The 16316-nt window shown below is 65.7% G+C and carries 16 protein-coding genes; 12 read left to right on the top strand and 4 right to left on the bottom strand.

What is annotated here, in order from left to right; genetic code table 11:
* Window positions 1-48 precede the first annotated feature (48 nt).
* On the top strand, window positions 49-1083 hold the full coding sequence (locus AC0J42_RS03455; protein WP_416422266.1) for a bile acid:sodium symporter family protein: 1035 nt from the start codon (window positions 49-51) through the stop codon (window positions 1081-1083).
* Here the strand turns inward: AC0J42_RS03455 and AC0J42_RS03450 are convergent.
* Window positions 1070-2347 (bottom strand): acetyl-CoA C-acetyltransferase, encoded by a 1278-nt coding sequence (locus AC0J42_RS03450; RefSeq protein ID WP_473005255.1) that lies wholly within the window; start codon window positions 2345-2347, stop codon window positions 1070-1072. The genes AC0J42_RS03455 and AC0J42_RS03450 overlap by 14 nt on opposite strands.
* Window positions 2348-3149: 802 nt before the next feature.
* On the opposite strand from AC0J42_RS03450, the gene AC0J42_RS03445 reads away from it, so the two are divergent.
* The 9 genes from AC0J42_RS03445 to AC0J42_RS03405 all read left to right on the top strand — a co-directional run bounded on the left by AC0J42_RS03445 (window position 3150) and on the right by AC0J42_RS03405 (window position 11447).
* Window positions 3150-4493, top strand: a complete 1344-nt coding sequence (locus AC0J42_RS03445; protein WP_473005254.1) for a 3-oxoacyl-ACP reductase — start codon at window positions 3150-3152, stop codon at window positions 4491-4493.
* Between the two features lie 2 nt (window positions 4494-4495).
* Window positions 4496-5350: a MaoC family dehydratase gene (locus AC0J42_RS03440; RefSeq protein ID WP_473005253.1), complete on the top strand. Its 855-nt coding sequence runs from the start codon at window positions 4496-4498 to the stop codon at window positions 5348-5350.
* A 61-nt stretch (window positions 5351-5411) separates the two neighbouring features.
* Window positions 5412-6251, top strand: a complete 840-nt coding sequence (locus AC0J42_RS03435) for an AraC family transcriptional regulator (protein ID WP_473005252.1) — start codon at window positions 5412-5414, stop codon at window positions 6249-6251.
* A 48-nt stretch (window positions 6252-6299) separates the two neighbouring features.
* A complete protein-coding gene (locus AC0J42_RS03430; RefSeq protein ID WP_416422259.1) occupies window positions 6300-6872 on the top strand; it encodes a LysE family translocator in 573 nt (190 codons plus the stop codon).
* Window positions 6873-7167: 295 nt separating this feature from the next.
* Window positions 7168-7473 carry a MazG-like family protein gene (locus tag AC0J42_RS03425; protein ID WP_416422258.1) on the top strand — a complete coding sequence of 102 codons (306 nt, stop codon included), beginning with the start codon at window positions 7168-7170 and terminating at the stop codon, window positions 7471-7473.
* Entirely contained in the window at window positions 7470-8219 is a 750-nt protein-coding gene (locus AC0J42_RS03420) for a methyltransferase domain-containing protein (protein WP_416422257.1), read from the top strand. Before AC0J42_RS03425 ends, AC0J42_RS03420 begins: the two co-directional genes overlap by 4 nt.
* Before the next feature lie 16 nt (window positions 8220-8235).
* Window positions 8236-8826: a DUF4136 domain-containing protein gene (locus tag AC0J42_RS03415; RefSeq protein ID WP_416422256.1), complete on the top strand. Its 591-nt coding sequence runs from the start codon at window positions 8236-8238 to the stop codon at window positions 8824-8826.
* Window positions 8827-8845: 19 nt separating this feature from the next.
* On the top strand, window positions 8846-9409 hold the full coding sequence (locus AC0J42_RS03410) for a DUF4136 domain-containing protein (RefSeq protein WP_416422255.1): 564 nt from the start codon (window positions 8846-8848) through the stop codon (window positions 9407-9409).
* Between the two features lie 145 nt (window positions 9410-9554).
* Window positions 9555-11447 (top strand): pilus assembly protein TadG-related protein, encoded by a 1893-nt coding sequence (locus AC0J42_RS03405; RefSeq protein ID WP_473005251.1) that lies wholly within the window; start codon window positions 9555-9557, stop codon window positions 11445-11447.
* A gap of 37 nt (window positions 11448-11484) precedes the next feature.
* Here AC0J42_RS03405 and AC0J42_RS03400 read toward each other — a convergent pair whose 3' ends face one another.
* Complete coding sequence (locus tag AC0J42_RS03400; protein ID WP_473005250.1) at window positions 11485-14169, bottom strand: PAS domain-containing sensor histidine kinase; 2685 nt, start codon at window positions 14167-14169, stop codon at window positions 11485-11487.
* Window positions 14166-14621 (bottom strand): TadE/TadG family type IV pilus assembly protein, encoded by a 456-nt coding sequence (locus AC0J42_RS03395; RefSeq protein WP_473005249.1) that lies wholly within the window; start codon window positions 14619-14621, stop codon window positions 14166-14168. The genes AC0J42_RS03400 and AC0J42_RS03395 overlap by 4 nt, the downstream gene beginning before the upstream one ends.
* A gap of 74 nt (window positions 14622-14695) precedes the next feature.
* Between AC0J42_RS03395 and AC0J42_RS03390 the strand changes: the two genes are divergently transcribed.
* A complete protein-coding gene (locus AC0J42_RS03390) occupies window positions 14696-15166 on the top strand; it encodes a prepilin peptidase (RefSeq protein WP_473005248.1) in 471 nt (156 codons plus the stop codon).
* A 127-nt stretch (window positions 15167-15293) separates the two neighbouring features.
* Window positions 15294-16052 (top strand): response regulator, encoded by a 759-nt coding sequence (locus tag AC0J42_RS03385; protein WP_473005247.1) that lies wholly within the window; start codon window positions 15294-15296, stop codon window positions 16050-16052.
* A gap of 2 nt (window positions 16053-16054) precedes the next feature.
* Here the strand turns inward: AC0J42_RS03385 and AC0J42_RS03380 are convergent, their stop codons facing one another.
* Window positions 16055-16315: a DUF3613 domain-containing protein gene (locus tag AC0J42_RS03380; RefSeq protein ID WP_473005246.1), complete on the bottom strand. Its 261-nt coding sequence runs from the start codon at window positions 16313-16315 to the stop codon at window positions 16055-16057.
* Between the last annotated feature and the right edge of the window lies 1 nt (window position 16316).

Raw genomic sequence — 16316 nt, 5'->3', positions numbered from 1 at the left:
GGTAATCTTTGCGACCAATGATTACAAATCCGTCCGCAGGATCCTGTTATGCAAGCGCTCAAACACCTTAAACGCGTAGTGACCGACTGGTTCCTGCTCGGCATGTTCCTGGCCACGCTGCTGGCCTACTTCTTCCCACGCTTCGGCGCCAGTGGCGGTTCGATGCATGCGGAATACGTGATCAACGCCGGTGTGTTCATCGTGTTCTTCATGCACGGCATCAACCTGTCGGGCGAGCAGATCCGCCACGGGCTGAAAAACACCCGGCTGCACATCATGGTGCAGGTGTTCACGTTCGTGGTGTTCCCGCTGATCTGGCTGGTGTGTGACAAGCTGTTTGGCCACTTCGTGTCGCCGACGCTGATGCTGGGCTTCTTCTACCTGTGCGCCCTGCCCTCGACCATTTCCTCGTCGGTGGCGCTCACCGGCAGCGCCTCGGGCAACGTGCCGGCGGCCATCCTCAACGCCAGCCTGTCCAGCGTGCTGGGCATTTTCATCACGCCGTGGCTGGTGAGCCTGGTGGTGGGCACCGGCAGCGGCGGCATCGACCTGGGCAAGACCCTGCTCGACCTGTGCGCCATGCTGTTGCTGCCGCTGGTGCTGGGCCAGTTGATGCGCCCGCTGCTGGGCAAGTTCTTCGCGCGCTACAAGAAATACACCAACGTCATCGACAAACTGGTGATTCTGCTGCTGGTGTACGCCGCGTTCTGTAACTCCATGGTCTCGGGCATGTGGCAGCAACAGGGCGACAGCGTGCTGGTGACAGCGTTCGTCGGCACCGCGATCCTGCTGGCGGTGATTCTGGTGCTCACCACCCGCAGCGCCAAGGCCCTGCATTTCAACCACGCCGACGAGGTGGCGGCGGTGTTCTGCGCCACCAAGAAATCCCTGGCCGCCGGCGCGCCCATGGCGGCGCTGATCTTCGGCGCCAACCCGGGCCTGGGCCTGATCCTGCTGCCGATCATGATCTACCACCCGCTGCAGCTGATCGTCTGCTCGGTGATCGCCGAGAGCTACTCGCACCGCATCAAGGCGCGGACCCTGGCCGAGATCGACGCCCAGGCCCCAGTCAGCGCTCGATAATCGCGGTCACCCCTTGGCCGCCGGCGGCGCAGATGGAAATCAGCCCGCGGCCGCTGCCGGCCTGGGCCAGCAACTTCGCCAAATTGGCGACAATGCGCCCGCCGGTGGCGGCGAACGGGTGGCCGGCTGCCAGCGAGCTACCCTTGACGTTCAGCTTGCTGCGGTCGATGGCGCCCAGCGGCGCGTCCAGGCCCAAGCGCGTGTGGCAATAGTCCGGGTCTTCCCAGGCCTTGAGGGTGCACAGCACCTGGGCGGCGAAGGCTTCGTGAATTTCGTAGTAGTCAAAGTCCTGCAGGCTCAGGCCGTTGCGTGCCAACAGCCGTGGTACGGCGTAGGCCGGGGCCATCAGCAAGCCCTCCGCGCCCTTGACGAAATCCACCGCAGCGGTCTCGCCGTCGCGCAGGTACGCCAGCACCGGCAAGCCGCGCTCCCGCGCCCAATCTTCGCTGCCCAGCAGCACCACCGAGGCGCCATCGGTAAGCGGCGTCGAGTTGCCCGCGGTCAGCGTGCCCTTGGCGCTGCGCTCGAACACCGGCTTCAAGGCGGCGAGCTTTTCCAGGGTCAGGTCGGGGCGCAGGTTGTTGTCGCGGGTCAGGCCCAGGAACGGCGTCACCAGGTCGTCGTGCCAGCCGTCGCTGTAGGCGCGGGCCATGTTCTGGTGGCTGTGCAGCGCCAGCAGGTCCTGGGCTTCGCGCGGAATCTGCCAGGTCTGCGCCATCAGCTCGCAGTGCTCGCCCATGGACAGCCCGGTGCGCGGCTCGCCGTTGCGCGGCAGTTCCGGCTTGAAATGATGCGGGCGCAGCTGCAATAGCGCGCGGACCTTGGCCCCCGTGCCCTTGGCGCGGTTGGCCTGCAAGAGGATCTGGCGCATGCCTTCGCTGACCGCAATGGGCGCATCGGAGGCGGTGTCGACGCCGCCGGCGATGCCGCATTCAATCTGCCCCAGGGCGATCTTGTTGGCCACCAATAGCGCCGCTTCCAGCCCCGTGCCGCAGGCCTGGCTGACGTCATAGGCTGGCGTTTGCGGCGACAGGCGCGAGCCCAGCACGCATTCGCGGGTCAGGTTGAAATCGCGCGACAGCTTCAGCACCGCCCCTGCGGCTACCTCGCCCATGCGCAGGCCGTGCAGGCCGAAGCGCTCGATCAGGCCTTCCAGCGCTGCCGTGAGCATGGCCTGGTTGCTGGCCTTGGCGTAGGGGCCGTTGGCGCGGGCGAAGGGGATGCGGTTGCCGCCGATGATGGCGACCCGGCGCGGTGCATTCATGTGAAGACTCCCTGTACGGCTGAACAAAGTGATTTGAGCGTAGGCGACCCAGCCGATGCTTGATCTTGATCTTGATCTTGATCTTGATCTTGATCTGGCTTTTGACGTTGATCTTGGCCCCGTAAAGCGCCAGGGCCGACTGGAGGCGTCGCTCAAGCGGTCCACGGCGTAGCCGGGGAAGACGGAACCGGAGGCGCTTCTATTCCGGGCCGTCGTCCGCTTGAGCGACGCCGGAGGGAGGGGACCCGTAGCGCAGCGAAGGGCCCAAGCAGGGGCAAGCCCTTTTTGCTTACTTTTTGGGGCGACTGCCAAAAAGTGAGTCGGCGTAAGGCCGAAACGGTCGGTGGTCTCCCCGCGAAAATGGATATGTTCGAAATCGCCGAAGCGGGATGCTAAATCCGTGACCATATCCATTACCGAGGGCGATGCAGAATCACCTTTTCGGCCTTACGCCGACTCACTTTTTTTCAGACGCCAAAAAAAGTAAGCAAAAAACGCTTGCCCCTGCTTGGGCCCTCCGCTGCGCTACGGGTCCCCTCCTTCCGGCGCCGATCAACGGGCAGACGGCACCCGCTATAGAAGCCTGCGGGTTACCGTCTCTTCGGCCTGCGGCCTCGGCCCTTCGGGCAGCCCGTTGAGCGACACCTCCAGTCGGCCCGGGCGCTTTACGGGGCATACAATCAAGATCAAGAGCCAGATCACAAGCCAGATCAAAGGCTGGATCACAAGCCGGTGGATCGACCGAACGACCAAGTCGTCAACGTGGTCCACACTTTGAACTCAATCTGCCGGAGAGCGTTCCATGTCCGACCGTTATATCGACTTCGCCAATTCCGACCTAGGCCGCCGCCTGGTGGGCGCCGTGGGGCTGCCCACGCCGGCCCGGCTGGAGCGTTGGCAGGCCGGACGCCTGCGGCCCATCGACGGCACCCTGGTGGTGGGCGGCGGCCCATTGGCGGCTAACGTCGCCGAACTGGCGCCGCGGCTCACCGACAGCGCCTTCGGCTTTGCCACCGACAACACCAGCCTGCCCGCCTGGACTGCCGGCCTGGGCCCGAAGATAAAGGCCGTGGTGTTCGACGCCAGCCACATCAGCGACAGCGCCGAGCTCAAGCAGCTGCGCGAGTTCTTCCAGCCGCTGATCAAGAGCCTCGACAACAGCGCCCACCTGCTGATCCTGGGCCGCGCGCCCGACGGCCTGGCGCCTGCCGCGCATATCGCGCAGAAGGCCATCGAGGGCTTCAGCCGCTCGCTGGCCAAGGAGTTGCGCAACGGCGGCGTGCTGCAACTGCTACAGCTGGACGATGACGTTGAGCTTGAAGGCGCCCTGCGCTTCTTCCTCTCGCCGAAAAGCGCCTATGTCGACGGCCAGGTGCTGCGCCTCAGCCGCTGTGCCAGCCAAGTAGCGGACTGGACCCGACCGCTGGCTGGCAAGAAGGCCCTGGTGACCGGTGCTGCCCGCGGCATCGGCGCCGCGATTGCCGAAACCCTGGCCCGCGACGGCGCCGAGGTGGTGCTGCTGGACGTGCCACAGGCCAAGGCCGACCTCGACGCCCTGGCCGCGCGCCTGGGCGGGCGCACCGTGGACCTGGACATCTGCGCCAGCGACGCCGCGCAGCAGTTGATCGCCGCCCTGCCCGACGGCATCGACGTGGTGGTACACAACGCCGGCATCACCCGTGACAAAACCCTGGTCAACATGACCCCCGAATACTGGGACTCGGTGCTGGCGGTGAACCTCAACGCCCCGCACCTGCTGACCCAGGCGCTGTTCGACAGCGGTACCCTGAAGGACCACGGCCGGGTCATCCTGCTGTCGTCCACCAGCGGCATCGCCGGCAACCGCGGGCAGACCAACTACGCCGCCAGCAAAGCGGGGCTGATCGGCCTGGCACAGGCGTTCGGGCCCACCCTGGCCGCCCGTGGCGCCAGCATCAACGCAGTGGCGCCGGGCTTCATCGAGACCCACATGACCGCGCAAATGCCCTTCGCCCTGCGCGAAGCCGGGCGGCGCATGAACGCCCTCGGCCAGGGCGGCCTGCCCCAGGACGTCGCCGAGGCCGTGGCCTGGCTGGCCCAGCCGGGCAGCGGCGCGGTCAACGGCCAGGTGCTGCGCGTGTGCGGCCAAAGCGTGGTGGGGGCCTGAGCATGAGCGTGCATTGGCAAGACCTCGACCGCGTCGACGGCCTGTCGGGCCTGTACACCCGCGCCGCGCTGCGCCGCAAGATCAGCGGCACGCAGTTGCCCGACACCGGCCTGCGCGCCTGGCTGACAGTGGATAACCCGCGCCTGGCCGCCTACCGCCAGGCCTGCGGCTTCGGCGAAAGCGGCCTGCTGCCGGCCACTTATCCACACGTGATGGCCTTCGCCCTGCAGATGCAGCTGCTGACCAGCCACGAGTTTCCCTTCCCCTTGCTGGGGCTTGTGCACCTGAGCAATCGCATTCGCGTGCTGCGACCGCTGGGCGGCTTGAGCCGGGTGCACGCCAGCGTGCATGTGGAAAATCTCGAGCCACACGAAAAAGGCGCGACCTTTGACCTGGTGACCCAGGTCGACGACGCCCTGGGGCCGTTGTGGGAGGAACACAGCGTGATGTTGTGCAAAGGCGTGAAACTGGACGGCGCGCCCCCGGCAGAACTGCAGCCCAGCGTGGCACCGCTGATCGAGCACTCGCGCTGGTACGCCGGCAACGACTGCGGCCGCCAGTACGCCAAGGTCTCCGGCGACTACAACCCCATCCACCTGAGCGCCGCCAGCGCCCGGCTGTTCGGTTTTCCCACGGCCATCGCCCACGGCATGTGGAGCCTGGCGCGCTCGCTGGCGGCGTTGCGCGAGCAGCTGCCTGCGGCGAACGTCGAGCTAGACGCGCAGTTCCGCAAACCGGTGCGGCTGCCCAGCGAGCTGATCCTGTGGGCCAGCACCGGCGGCTCCAGCGGCCAGTTCGAGCTCAAGGGCAAGGCCGACCTGCTGCACATGGAGGGCGGCTGGTCGCCCGTCGCCTGATGCCCAGGGGCTGCACAAAGCTTCTAGACAGCCCCCGGCGCGCGCGCGATAAGCTTGGCCCATGAACCCATCCAACTGGATCGACCTGGCCCAGGACCGGGAAACCGGCATCGAAACCCTGCGCGCCCACTTCTACAAAGGTCATGCCTACGACCCGCACTGGCATGACAGCTACCTGGTGGGCGTCACCGAGCAGGGCGTGCAGCGCTTCAACTGCCGGCGCACCCTGCACGACAGCACGCCGGGCAAGATTTTCCTGATCGAACCGGGCGAGATCCACGACGGCGAAGCCCCTGACGACGCCGGCTTCACCTACCGCATGCTGTACCTGGACCCGCACTGGCTGGAGCGCGAGCTGTCCAGCCTGTTCGAGGAGGCCCCGGCCAACCACGCCCTGAGCTTCGCCGAGACCCTGACCCAGGACCCGCGCCTGGCCCACGCCGCGCTGTTCGCCTTCAGCGCGCTGCACGGCCAGGAACTGCGCATCGTGCGCCAGAGCGCGCTGGACGGCCTGCTGGAGCGCCTGACCACCCACACCCAATGGCGCCAGCGCCAAAACAGCGACCCGCGCCTGCCGCTGGTGGCCCAGCGCGCACGCGATTATTTGCACAGCCACTGCTTCCGCGACCTGGGCATGGACGAACTGGCCATCGCCTGCGGCGTCGACCGCTTCCGCCTGACCCGCGCGTTCAAGGCCGCCTTCGGGCTGCCGCCGCACGCCTACCTGGTGCAGCTGCGCCTGGCCCGCGCCCGCCGCCTGCTGGCCGGGGGCGCCTGGCCAGCAGACGTGGCCAGCGACCTGGGCTTCGCCGACCAGAGCCACCTGGGGCGCTGGTTCATGCGCGCCTATGGCATGACCCCGGCGGCATACCGCAAGCGCTGCTCAAACCTTCCAGACTGAGCGCCGCGCAACGCCGATCATGGCCACTTCCCGTTATCGGAGCCTGCCATGCTCGCCTTCATGCTGTTCGCCTTCGTCGCTTCCATCACCCCCGGCCCCACCAACATCCTGGTGCTGAGCAACAGCGCACGCTTCGGCCTGCGCGCGGTGCTGCCAATTATCCTCGGCGCCTGTGCGGCGGCGGCGCTGATCGTGCTGGCGGTAGGCACCGGCCTGGGCCGCACGCTGATGACCCTGCCCTACGTGAAACCGGCCATGACCGTGGCCGGCCTGCTGTGGCTGACCTCGCTGGCGTGGAAAATCTGGGCGGCGCCGGCAACCGCCGTGCACGCCGACGACGAGCGCCGCCTGGGCCTGGCCAGCGCTGCCAGCCTGCAACTGGTGAACCCCAAGACCTGGATGATGGCCCTGGCGGTAGTCAGCGTGTTCAGCGCCCAGGGCCTGGCCGTGCAGTGGCTGGCGCTGGCGTTCTTCCTGGTGTCGCTGCCGTGCATGGGCTGCTGGGCACTGCTGGGCGCAGGCTCCGCGCGCTGGCTGCGCTCGCCCCGGGCCATGCAGCGCATGAATCGCACCCTGGCGGTGCTGCTGCTCATCTCCACCTGGCTCACCGTCATCCTGTAGCAGCGGCCAAAGGCCGCGTCCCGGACGGCGCGGTTTCCAGGGGGCATCGCATCGGGCCCGGACGCAGCCTGCGGCAGCTGCTACGAGGTCCGTAGCAGCAAATGTCTTTGTGGGAGCTGGCTTGCCAGCGAGTTTTTAGGGCCCCAACGTCATCCTGTAGCAGCGGCCGCAGGCCGCGTCCCAGGCACCACGCACCGGGAATTTGCACAGGTTTCAGCCGCCATACAGATTTTCATTCGCGTTGCTCTTGCGCGCCGCGCGCCTGCGCCCCAAGCTTTAGGCACAGGAGAGCCCCATGAACCTCGAAGAACTGACCCAACGCCTGCATCGCATCCGCGACAACAATGACTGGCGTGGTTTCCACAGCCCCAAGAACCTGGCCATGGCCGCCAGCGTCGAAATGGCCGAGCTGGTGGAAATTTTCCAATGGCTGAGCGAAGACCAGTCGCGCCAGCTGCCGGCGGACAAGCTTGAGCACGCCGGCCAGGAAGTGGGCGACATCGTCCTCTATCTGTTGCTGCTGTGCAGCGAACTAGGCCTGGACATGGACGCCGTGGTGCGCGCCAAACTGGCCCACAGCGAACGGCGGTTCGCCAAATGAGCGACCGTCACTTCGATGAACTGGCCACCCGCTTCGCCGAAAAGATCTACGGCGGCGCCAAGGGCGCCATCCGCCTGGCCGTGTTGCAGACCGATCTGACCGAAGCCCTGCCCCAGCGCCCGCTGCGGGTGCTGGACATTGGCGCCGGCCTGGGCCACATGTCGCTGTGGCTGGCCCAGCAAGGCCACCAGGTAACCCTGGCCGAGCCCGCCGAGCCCATGCTCGAAGGCGCGCGCCAGCGTTTCGCCGAGGCCGGCCTGGCCGCCACCTTCATCCAGGCACCGTGGCAGGACCTGCCCGGCCTGCTGAGCGAGCAGTACGACCTGGTGATCTGCCACGCCGTGCTGGAGTGGCTGGCCGAGCCGTTCACCATCCTGCCGGTGTTGCGCAGCCTGGTGGCACCGGGCGGCTGGCTGTCGCTGGCGTTCTACAACCGCGACGCGCTGGTGTATCGCAACCTGCTCAAAGGCCATTTCCGCAAGCTGCGCAGCAACGACATGGCCGGTGAAAAACAGAGCCTCACCCCGCAAATGCCTCTGGACCCACGCGAACTGCAGGCGCAACTCGACGGCCATTGGCAGGTCGAAAGCAGAAGCGGCGTACGGGTTTTTCACGATTACATGCCGGTCGACTTCCAGAAGAAAGCGGCGCTGGACGACCTGCTGGAAATGGAACTGGCCTACCGTCGCCACCCGGCGTACGCGGGCCTTGGCCGCTATCTGCACTGGATCTGCCGTCCCGTCTGACGCTGTGGAGATCACCATGTACCGCCCACTTGCCTTGAGTCTGATCGTGCTGGCCCTGGCCGGCTGCGAAAGCCCCAACCCCTACACCGCCAGCTCCAACCCGCTGCCGCCAGCACCCCCGCAGGCGGCGCAGACCTTCGACCGCAGCGCCTACCCGGCGCAGCCGCGGGATTTTGCCAGCTACCGCAGCTGGACCTGGTTCAACCACCAGCCGCCGCCGGGCAGCCCGCTGGCTGAGTCCGACCAGATCGCCGAGGCCGTCAGCGAGGGCCTGGACCAGCGCGGCCTGCGCCCGGCGCGCAACGGCCCGGCGGACCTGCTGGTGAGCACCGACGTGCGCATGGAGAAGCGCCTGCGCCAGGTGCAGGAAGATTACGGCCCGGGCCCCGGTTACGGTCCCTATGGGCCCTACGGCGGCTATCCTCCTGTAGTGCGCACCTATGAGGTGCAGGTCATGGTGGTGCGCATCAACCTGTTCGACGGCGCCACCGGGCAACCGGTCTGGAGCGCCAGCGCAGAGACAGACGGCCAAGGCAGCATCAGCCAACGCGGCGACGCCTTGCGCGGCGCCGTGAACAAGGCCCTCGCGGCCTACCCCCCACGCTAGGTAACTGGAGAACATCATCATGTTCCGCCGTCTTGCTTTACTGTCAGTGGTGGCGCTGTTGCTCAGCGCCTGCGAAAGCAACCAGGTCAACCACGACTTCGACGCCAGCCGTGACTTCGGTGCCTACCGCAGCTGGAGCTGGAAGGAACCGGCCCTGCAGTACCGCCCCGATGACCCGCGCATCAAGAGTGACCTCACCGAGCAGCGCATCCGCGAAGCGGTGGCCAGCGAACTCGACCAGCGCGGCCTGCGCCCCGCCCAGGCCGGGGCCCGCGGTGACCTCAGCGTGCAGACCTACCTGATCGTCGAGAACCGCCAGCAGCAGATCACCACCAATTACGGCGGCGCCTGGGGCGGTTACTGGGGAGGCTACTGGGGCGGGCCGATGTACAACGAGACCCGCAGCGTGGACTACAAGGTGGCCACCATCCAGGTCGACCTGCTGGACGGCCACGACGGCAAGCTGGTGTGGCGCGGCAGTTCCGAGCAGATCATGAACAGCTACCCGCCCAGCCCTGCCGAGCGCACCGCGGCCATCCAGAAGACCGTGACCAAGGTGCTGTCCACCTACCCGCCGAAATAACCCCCGTAGCAGCGGCCGCAGGCCGCGTCCGGACCGTGTCACGGCGGGACGCGGCCTTTGGCCGCTGCTACGGGTGCAAGCACGCCACCGGCTGCTACGCTGAAACACACCCACTGGACGTGACAGTGTCGGCAAGGAGTGCTCGATGGTCCCGCGCTTTGCTTCCCCGTACCGGCAACGCGGTGCGATCGGCCTGATGGCCGCCATCACCCTGGGCATGGCCTTGTTGTTCATGCTGCTGATCATCGACAGCGGCAGGATCTACCTTAACAAGCGCCAGTTGCAGAGCGTCGTCGACGCCGCCGCCCTCGAGGCGTCGAACATGAACGCCGTGTGCAGCGGCACGGGCGTCAACGCCCTCACCCAGGCCACGACCAGCGCCGCGCGCAACGGCTTCACCCTGGGCTCGGGCAACACCCTCACCGCCACCTGCGGCACGCTGACCACCGGCAGCAACAACCTGCGTACCTTCACCAGCAGCATCACGGCCACCCAGGCGATACAAGTCACGGCCACCGAATCGGTCACCTCCAGCGTGGCCTATGGCATATGGAGCCTGATGACCGGCGCCGGCGTCAGCACCACGACCACCCTGCACGCCACGGCCACGGCAGGGTACGTGGGCAACCCGCTGGCACAGTTGAATATCCGCAGCAGCCTGGCCACTGTCGACTCCAGCCAGTCCCCATTGCTAAACGCCTTGCTCGGTGGCCTGCTGGGCGGCAGCCTCAACCTCAGCGCCGCGCAGTACAACGGCCTGCTCAGCACCAACGTCAACCTGCTCAGTTATTTGAACCAGGCCGCCATCACTGCCGGCATAACGGCGGGTGACTACACCACGCTGCTCAACACCAACTTGAGCGTGACCACTCTGGTTCAGGCCGCAGCTACCCTGGTACAGCAGAACGGCGCCGCTGCAACGGTGACCACCGCGCTGGGGCAGATTTCAGCGATTGGCAGCGGTTCGACGATCAAGTTGGGGGATTTGATTCAAACGACCACGGGCTCAGGCACTGCCGGGCTAAATGGCAACTTGCAGCTATTTCAACTTGTGCAAGGAATCATTCAGGTCGCGGCGAAAGGCAATGCCGTTTCGCTAAACACCGGAGTTTCAATCCCAGGCCTGACCAGCATCAGCATACAAACCAGCATTATCGAACCACCGCAGTTCTCAGCCATTGGGAATCCTGCTTTGGCTAAAGCTGACCCACTGGGCGCAAACCGCATCTACGTGCGAACCGCACAAGTACGCCTCCTTATTTCAGCACAACTGACACTTGTCCAGACACTGACCAGCGTAGGCAACTTGGGGCTGGGAACCGTGACAGGGTTGTTAAATGCGCTAAGTTGCCTCTTCGGCTGTACAACCATTGACCCAAAAATACTTCCTGACGCTACGGTCAGTATTGGCGTGGAAGTAGGTAGCAGCGATGCCTACGTAACTGACTATAGCTGCGTGGCCGGGCAAAAATCGCTCACAGCCCAAGGCGATACTGCTGCAGGGACGATTCGGGTCGGCACCATAAGCAGCACTGATTTTCTTTCTTCAACCTCGCCGGCTTCGGCATCCCCTTTACTGCTTCTTGATATCGGAACAATCACGTGCGGGGCGCTCAGTTCCAACTGTGTGCGCACACCATTGGCGGGGGGCGGTCTAGGCCTGCAAGTGAACGTCCCGTTAGCAAGCACCACTTCCACGCACACCTTTACAAACCCTCCAGACATCGGCCAAGCCTCTCAAAACTATTCGTTTTCATCAACGAACATCTTGGGAAACCTTAGCTCGGCCCTAAGCAATAACATCCTCGTAAACTATAAAGCCACTGTTCCCAATCTTGTTGCAGGTCTTTCGACTGCATTGGCAGGTGCCGTTACCACGTTGACCAGCACCCTACTTTCACCACTAGTTTCATTGCTGGCAACATTGCTTGATCCACTCATCAACTCTTTACTCTCACTCTTGGGCGTAGATTTGGCGACGGCAAACGTCGGCGCCAACCTTACCTGCCAGACCGGCCGGGCGCAGCTCGTGCTTTGACGCGGCCTGCGGCCGCTGCTACAGGGCGGCGGCGTGGTTATTCGGGGTGGGCGATGGGCAGTTCGATGCAGAAGCGTGCGCCTTCGTCGGTGTTGGTCACGCTCAGGCGGCCGCCCATGTTTTCGATGATGCCGTAGCTCACCGACAGCCCCAGCCCGGTGCCGACACCCACCGGCTTGGTGGTGAAGAACGGCTCGAAGATTTTCTCCAGCAGGCGCGGCGGGATGCCGCCGCCGTTGTCCTGCACGTAGAGGCGCACGCGCTCGTCGTCGGCCTCGGCGGTGGTTTCGATCCAGGGTTCCAGTTCGCGGTTGCCCTCGCGCTTGGTCAGCAGCGCGTCGCGGGCGTTGACCATCAGGTTGATCAGCACCTGTTCCAGCTGGTCGACGTGGCCGCGCACCACCACCTCCAGGGTAATTTCCGGCACGCGCAGTTCCACGCCCTTGCCTTTCATGCCCTCGGCCAGCAGCGACAAGGTGCCCTCCACCGCCACCTTGGGGTTGAACAGCTGCATCTCGATTTCCGAGCGGCGGCCGAACACCCGCATGTGGTCCACCACCCGCGCGGCGCGTTGCACCTGGGCGTCGATGCGGTTGAGCTTGTCCTGCAGGTAGTCGATCTGCACGTCGCCGTTGCCCAGGCGCTTGAGCACGTTGACGATGGCCATGCGCATCACGTTCAGCGGCTGGTTGATCTCGTGGGCAAGGCCTGTGGCCATCTCGCCGAGGGTGGCCATTTTCGCGCTCTGGGTCAGTTGCTGCTGGGTGCGCCGCACCTCGGTGTTGTCGCGCCCCACGGCCTGGATCTCGATCAGTTGCCCGCGCTCGTCGAACACGCCACGGTCGGACCACACCCACCAGGCATGCTCACGGCCGGGCAGTTGCAGGGCGATTTCGGCGGCGCTCACCGGCTGCTGCGGGGTCAGGGTGGCCAGGCGCGCCACAAAGGCGTCGCGCTGTTCGTTGGACAGCCAGTTGCCCAGGTTGATGCCCGGCAGCTCTTCGGTGCTGCACTCCAGGTACTTGGCCAGCGGCTGGTTGCCGAAGGTCAGGGTCAGGTCGGGACGGTAGCGGCAGATCATCGCCGGCGAGTCTTCCACCAGGATGCGGTAGCGCTCCTCGCTCTGGCGCACCAGTTCGCTGGCGACGGTGGCTTCGGTCACGTCCAGCCACAGGCCAACGGCTTCCACGGGCATGCCCAGGTCGTCGCGCAACAGCCGGGCTTCGTCCAGCACCCAATGGTAATTGCCCTGGCGGTCGCGCAGGCGGTAGCGGCTGCGCACCGCGCCTTCGCGCAGCAGTTGGCGGGTGCGCTGGAAGTAGCCGTCGCGGTCGTCGGGGTGCACCCACTGGGCCATCTCGCCGTCCTGGCAGTCTTCCAGGGCCCAGCCCAGCAGCGGCCGCAGGCTGTCGCTGAAGAAGGTGGGTTGCAGCGCGCCCTCGGCGTAGCGCTGCACGTAGATGACCGCCGGCGAGCTGGCGATCACGTTGTCCAGGCGCTTGTGGGCGGCGGCGGCCTGCTGTTGCTGGTTCTTGATGTCGCTGATGTCGAGCATCATGCCCACTACGCGGCGGATGCGGTCCCCCTCCAGCACGCGGCCCTGCACCCGGAACCACAGCGGCGGGTCGCCCTTGTGCAGGCGCACGCTGAGGCTCAGCTCGTGGCCGCGCTGCACGTCGCGCAGGCGGCTTTGCAGCTCGGCGCGGTCGGCGGGGTGGACCAGCGCCAGCCAGTCCTGCAGCGGCAGTTGTTGCGGGGCGTCCAGGGCCTGGGCCAGGCCGGGGGCCAGTTGCAGGCTGTCACGTTCGGGGAAGAACTCCCACCAACCGGTGCCCATCAGCCCCTGCAGGGTTTCCAGGCGCTCAAGCTGGTGGCGATGGCCGCGCTCGGCCAGCCGCGCCAGCACAGGCCCGGCCAGGGCGGCGAACAGCGCCTGGCCATGTTCTTTCAGCGCAACAGGTACGCCCGTGGGCGGCAGCGCGCACAGCAGCCAGGCGGCGACGCCGTGATTTTCGCGGTACGGCACCAGGCAGCCCAGGGCCGGCGCCAACAGGTCGCTGTCCAGCACGCCATGGCTGTCCAGCCCGGGCAGGCTGCGGTTAAGGCGCGTTTCGGCGGGCCACAGGGTCAGCTCGCCGGGGCGCAACCAGTCGCTGAATACCTGCCACTGGGCCGCCTCGCCGGCACGCAGCAGCAGGGCCACGCCCGGCAACTGGCACTGGCTGGCAATACCGTGCAGTTGCTCGGCGATTACTTCATCCAGGCGCTCCAGGCTGCTCAGGCGCAGGCGCTCGGCGATCTGTGCCAGCAGGCGCTGGAACTGGCCGTGCGCCTGCTGCTGGCCACGCTCGGCCAGCAGGTCGCCAACGTCGAACACTTGCAGTACCCAGCCTTCCGCCTGGTGCTGCACCCAGCCACGGGTGTGCAGGGTGCCGTCGGCGGCCTTGAAGTCCAGGTCCAGGGTCTGGCCCTGCCAGTCCGCCGGCTCGCCCTCCACCACCAGCCGGCTGTTAGGCTGCAGGTAGTTGGCCAGGCGGCGGTCGGCGCCGGCCGCTGCGGCCAGTTGGTGGCGCAGGGGGCCGCTGAGGCGCAGCACCTGGCCCTGGGGGTCGAGCAGCAGTTGCAGGCCGCTGGCCACCTGGGGCGCCACTTCCAGCGCCACCGGCAGCACGGGCGTCGTTTGCGAGCGCCAGCGCCCGAACAGCTTCTCGCCGGCACTCAAAGCATGATGCTCGAGGAGACCGTCATGGTCGCTGGCAGGTTCGGCACCTGCCCCAGCCCCGGCAGGGTCAGGAACGGCATGACGGCATTCAGGTTGCTGCTGGGGTAATTGATGGCCACGGTGAGCAGTTTGCCGGCGCCCGCGTAGGTAACGGAGATGTAGCTGGACGAGAAGTTCAAGGCCTTGGGCAGCCATGAATTGGTCATGGCGTTGGTGATTGAATCGGTGGCCGTGGACTTGACCAGTGCGGTATAGCCGCTGCCAGAGGTGGCCGGGTCGACCGCCACGCTCTGGCGCACGGCCTCGGCCGTGGCCTCGTTGAAGGTCTGCATCATCAGCAATGGCAGGCTGTAGGCGACCACCCCGTAGAACACCGCGAAAAAGATGACGAAGACCAGCGCGAATTCAATCGCGGCCGCACCTTTTTGCTTGTGGGGGAGGCTTGCATGCATGATCGCGTCTACCCTGACAGTACACCTGTGTTAGAGCATAGAATCATTCGACGAAAAGGGACGTTTTTTACCGGATGCCAAGCCTAGTACTATTGATCTGGTTTACCCTCTGCGCCGAACAGGACATCCGCCACCGGCAGATTGCCAACGGACTGACTTTTGGCGGAGCGCTGTTCGCGCTGTTCTTCCTGTTCTACAGCGGCCACACGTGGCTGGGCGGCACCGCCGAGGAAGCCGGCCTGGCACTGGCTATCGCCATGGTATTGACCCTGCCCGGCTACATCAGCGGCCGGCTGGGCGCAGGTGACGTCAAGCTGCTGTGGGCCTTGGCCCTGGCCACCGACCGCATGCATGTGCTGGCCACGTTCATAGGCGCCGGGGTGACCATGATCGCCTGGATGCTGCTGGGCCCGCGGATATGGAAACGCCTCAGCCCACGGCTGCGCAAACGCTTGCAGAACCTGCAGCCGGATCCCCAGGTCAAGCCGCCCTTCGTGCCGTTCCTGCTCGCAGGCTTCCTGGCGTCACTTTTTTGGATCCACTGATCGATAAATGCGCCTGCCTCTATGTACTTAGTCGGAAAGTACAGCTAACGTCAAAAGGTAGTGACTGGCCATCATTTGCCACTACGTCAAGAGACCTTGCCTATCAGTTGCCAACAGGGAGTTGCTCGTGAACAAGCACGTCTCGTCCGTCAAAGTGCTGGTCGTCGACGATGAACCCGAGATCGTCGAACTGCTCTGCGAGCTGCTGGAGACCAGCGGTTACCAGTGCGTGCCCTGCCTCAGCAGCCAGCAGGCGCTGGAATGCTTTGCCCGCGACCCCGCCGTCGGCCTGGTGCTGTGCGACCTGCACATGCCCGGCCTGGACGGCATCGAACTGGTCCAGCAACTCAAGCAAGTGGCAGGCAAGGGGCGCCCGTTCGAGCCCATCATGATGACCGGGCGCGCCGACAAGCAGGATGTGATCAAGGCGCTACGCGAAGGGTTCGTCGACTATTACCAGAAGCCCGTGGATATCGACGAGCTGCTGGAGGGCCTGCAGCGCCACGAGGCCAACCTGGCGAGCCGGCAGCAAACCGTCCAGCACCTGGGCCACCTGAACGAAAAGCTGCAGTTCCTCGCCAGCTCCATCAATGACCTGTACCAGGACCTTGAACAGGTGCGCGAGCAGGCGCTGGAAGCGCCGGCAACTGAAGCAGCACGGGCGATACCGGCCGGCTTCGACCAGCTCTCGCCGCGGCAAATGGCCGTGGCGCAACTGGTGGGCAGGGGCCAGACCAACTACCAGATCGCCTGCGAGCTGGGCATTACCGAGAACACCGTCAAGCTTTACGTGAGCCAGGTGCTGCGCCTGACCCACATGCATAACCGTACGCAACTGGCCCTGGCGCTGGCGCCCAATCAGCGGCAGCGAGCCACTGCCTACTGACGCTAGTGCTCGATCTTGCCGGAGTCATCCCTGACATACCACTGCGGGATCTTCAGCTTGTAACTGTCCAACCAGCGCTGCATCGCCGCCTCGCGCTCCACGGCGGTGGTCGGCTGCGGGTTGCGCGAAGCCGCCTGGCCGCTGCTTTGCAGCAGCAGCCATTGCTCCGTGCCCTGCTGCGCCGCTGATGCCGGGCCGGGCTCGATGGCCCATGCCGGGCTGGTGCACAGCGCCATCATGACGGCCAATGCCTTGATTCCCATG

This window comes from Pseudomonas sp. Tav-5-1A, from assembly GCF_055755055.1.
Note: the sequence above shows the minus strand (reverse complement) of the source record. Positions and strands in the feature narration are given on the sequence as shown.

Bases quoted from the DNA above. Each gene is read 5' to 3' on its own strand.
- AC0J42_RS03455 (WP_416422266.1), top strand. From the start codon at position 49: ATGCAAGCGCTCAAACACCTTAAACGCGTAGTGACCGACTGGTTCCTG.
- AC0J42_RS03450 (WP_473005255.1), bottom strand. From the start codon at position 2,347: ATGAATGCACCGCGCCGGGTCGCCATCATCGGCGGCAACCGCATCCCC.
- AC0J42_RS03445 (WP_473005254.1), top strand. From the start codon at position 3,150: ATGTCCGACCGTTATATCGACTTCGCCAATTCCGACCTAGGCCGCCGC.
- AC0J42_RS03440 (WP_473005253.1), top strand. From the start codon at position 4,496: ATGAGCGTGCATTGGCAAGACCTCGACCGCGTCGACGGCCTGTCGGGC.
- AC0J42_RS03435 (WP_473005252.1), top strand. From the start codon at position 5,412: ATGAACCCATCCAACTGGATCGACCTGGCCCAGGACCGGGAAACCGGC.
- AC0J42_RS03430 (WP_416422259.1), top strand. From the start codon at position 6,300: ATGCTCGCCTTCATGCTGTTCGCCTTCGTCGCTTCCATCACCCCCGGC.
- AC0J42_RS03425 (WP_416422258.1), top strand. From the start codon at position 7,168: ATGAACCTCGAAGAACTGACCCAACGCCTGCATCGCATCCGCGACAAC.
- AC0J42_RS03420 (WP_416422257.1), top strand. From the start codon at position 7,470: ATGAGCGACCGTCACTTCGATGAACTGGCCACCCGCTTCGCCGAAAAG.
- AC0J42_RS03415 (WP_416422256.1), top strand. From the start codon at position 8,236: ATGTACCGCCCACTTGCCTTGAGTCTGATCGTGCTGGCCCTGGCCGGC.
- AC0J42_RS03410 (WP_416422255.1), top strand. From the start codon at position 8,846: ATGTTCCGCCGTCTTGCTTTACTGTCAGTGGTGGCGCTGTTGCTCAGC.
- AC0J42_RS03405 (WP_473005251.1), top strand. From the start codon at position 9,555: ATGGTCCCGCGCTTTGCTTCCCCGTACCGGCAACGCGGTGCGATCGGC.
- AC0J42_RS03395 (WP_473005249.1), bottom strand. From the start codon at position 14,621: ATGCATGCAAGCCTCCCCCACAAGCAAAAAGGTGCGGCCGCGATTGAA.
- AC0J42_RS03390 (WP_473005248.1), top strand. From the start codon at position 14,696: ATGCCAAGCCTAGTACTATTGATCTGGTTTACCCTCTGCGCCGAACAG.
- AC0J42_RS03380 (WP_473005246.1), bottom strand. From the start codon at position 16,315: ATGGGAATCAAGGCATTGGCCGTCATGATGGCGCTGTGCACCAGCCCG.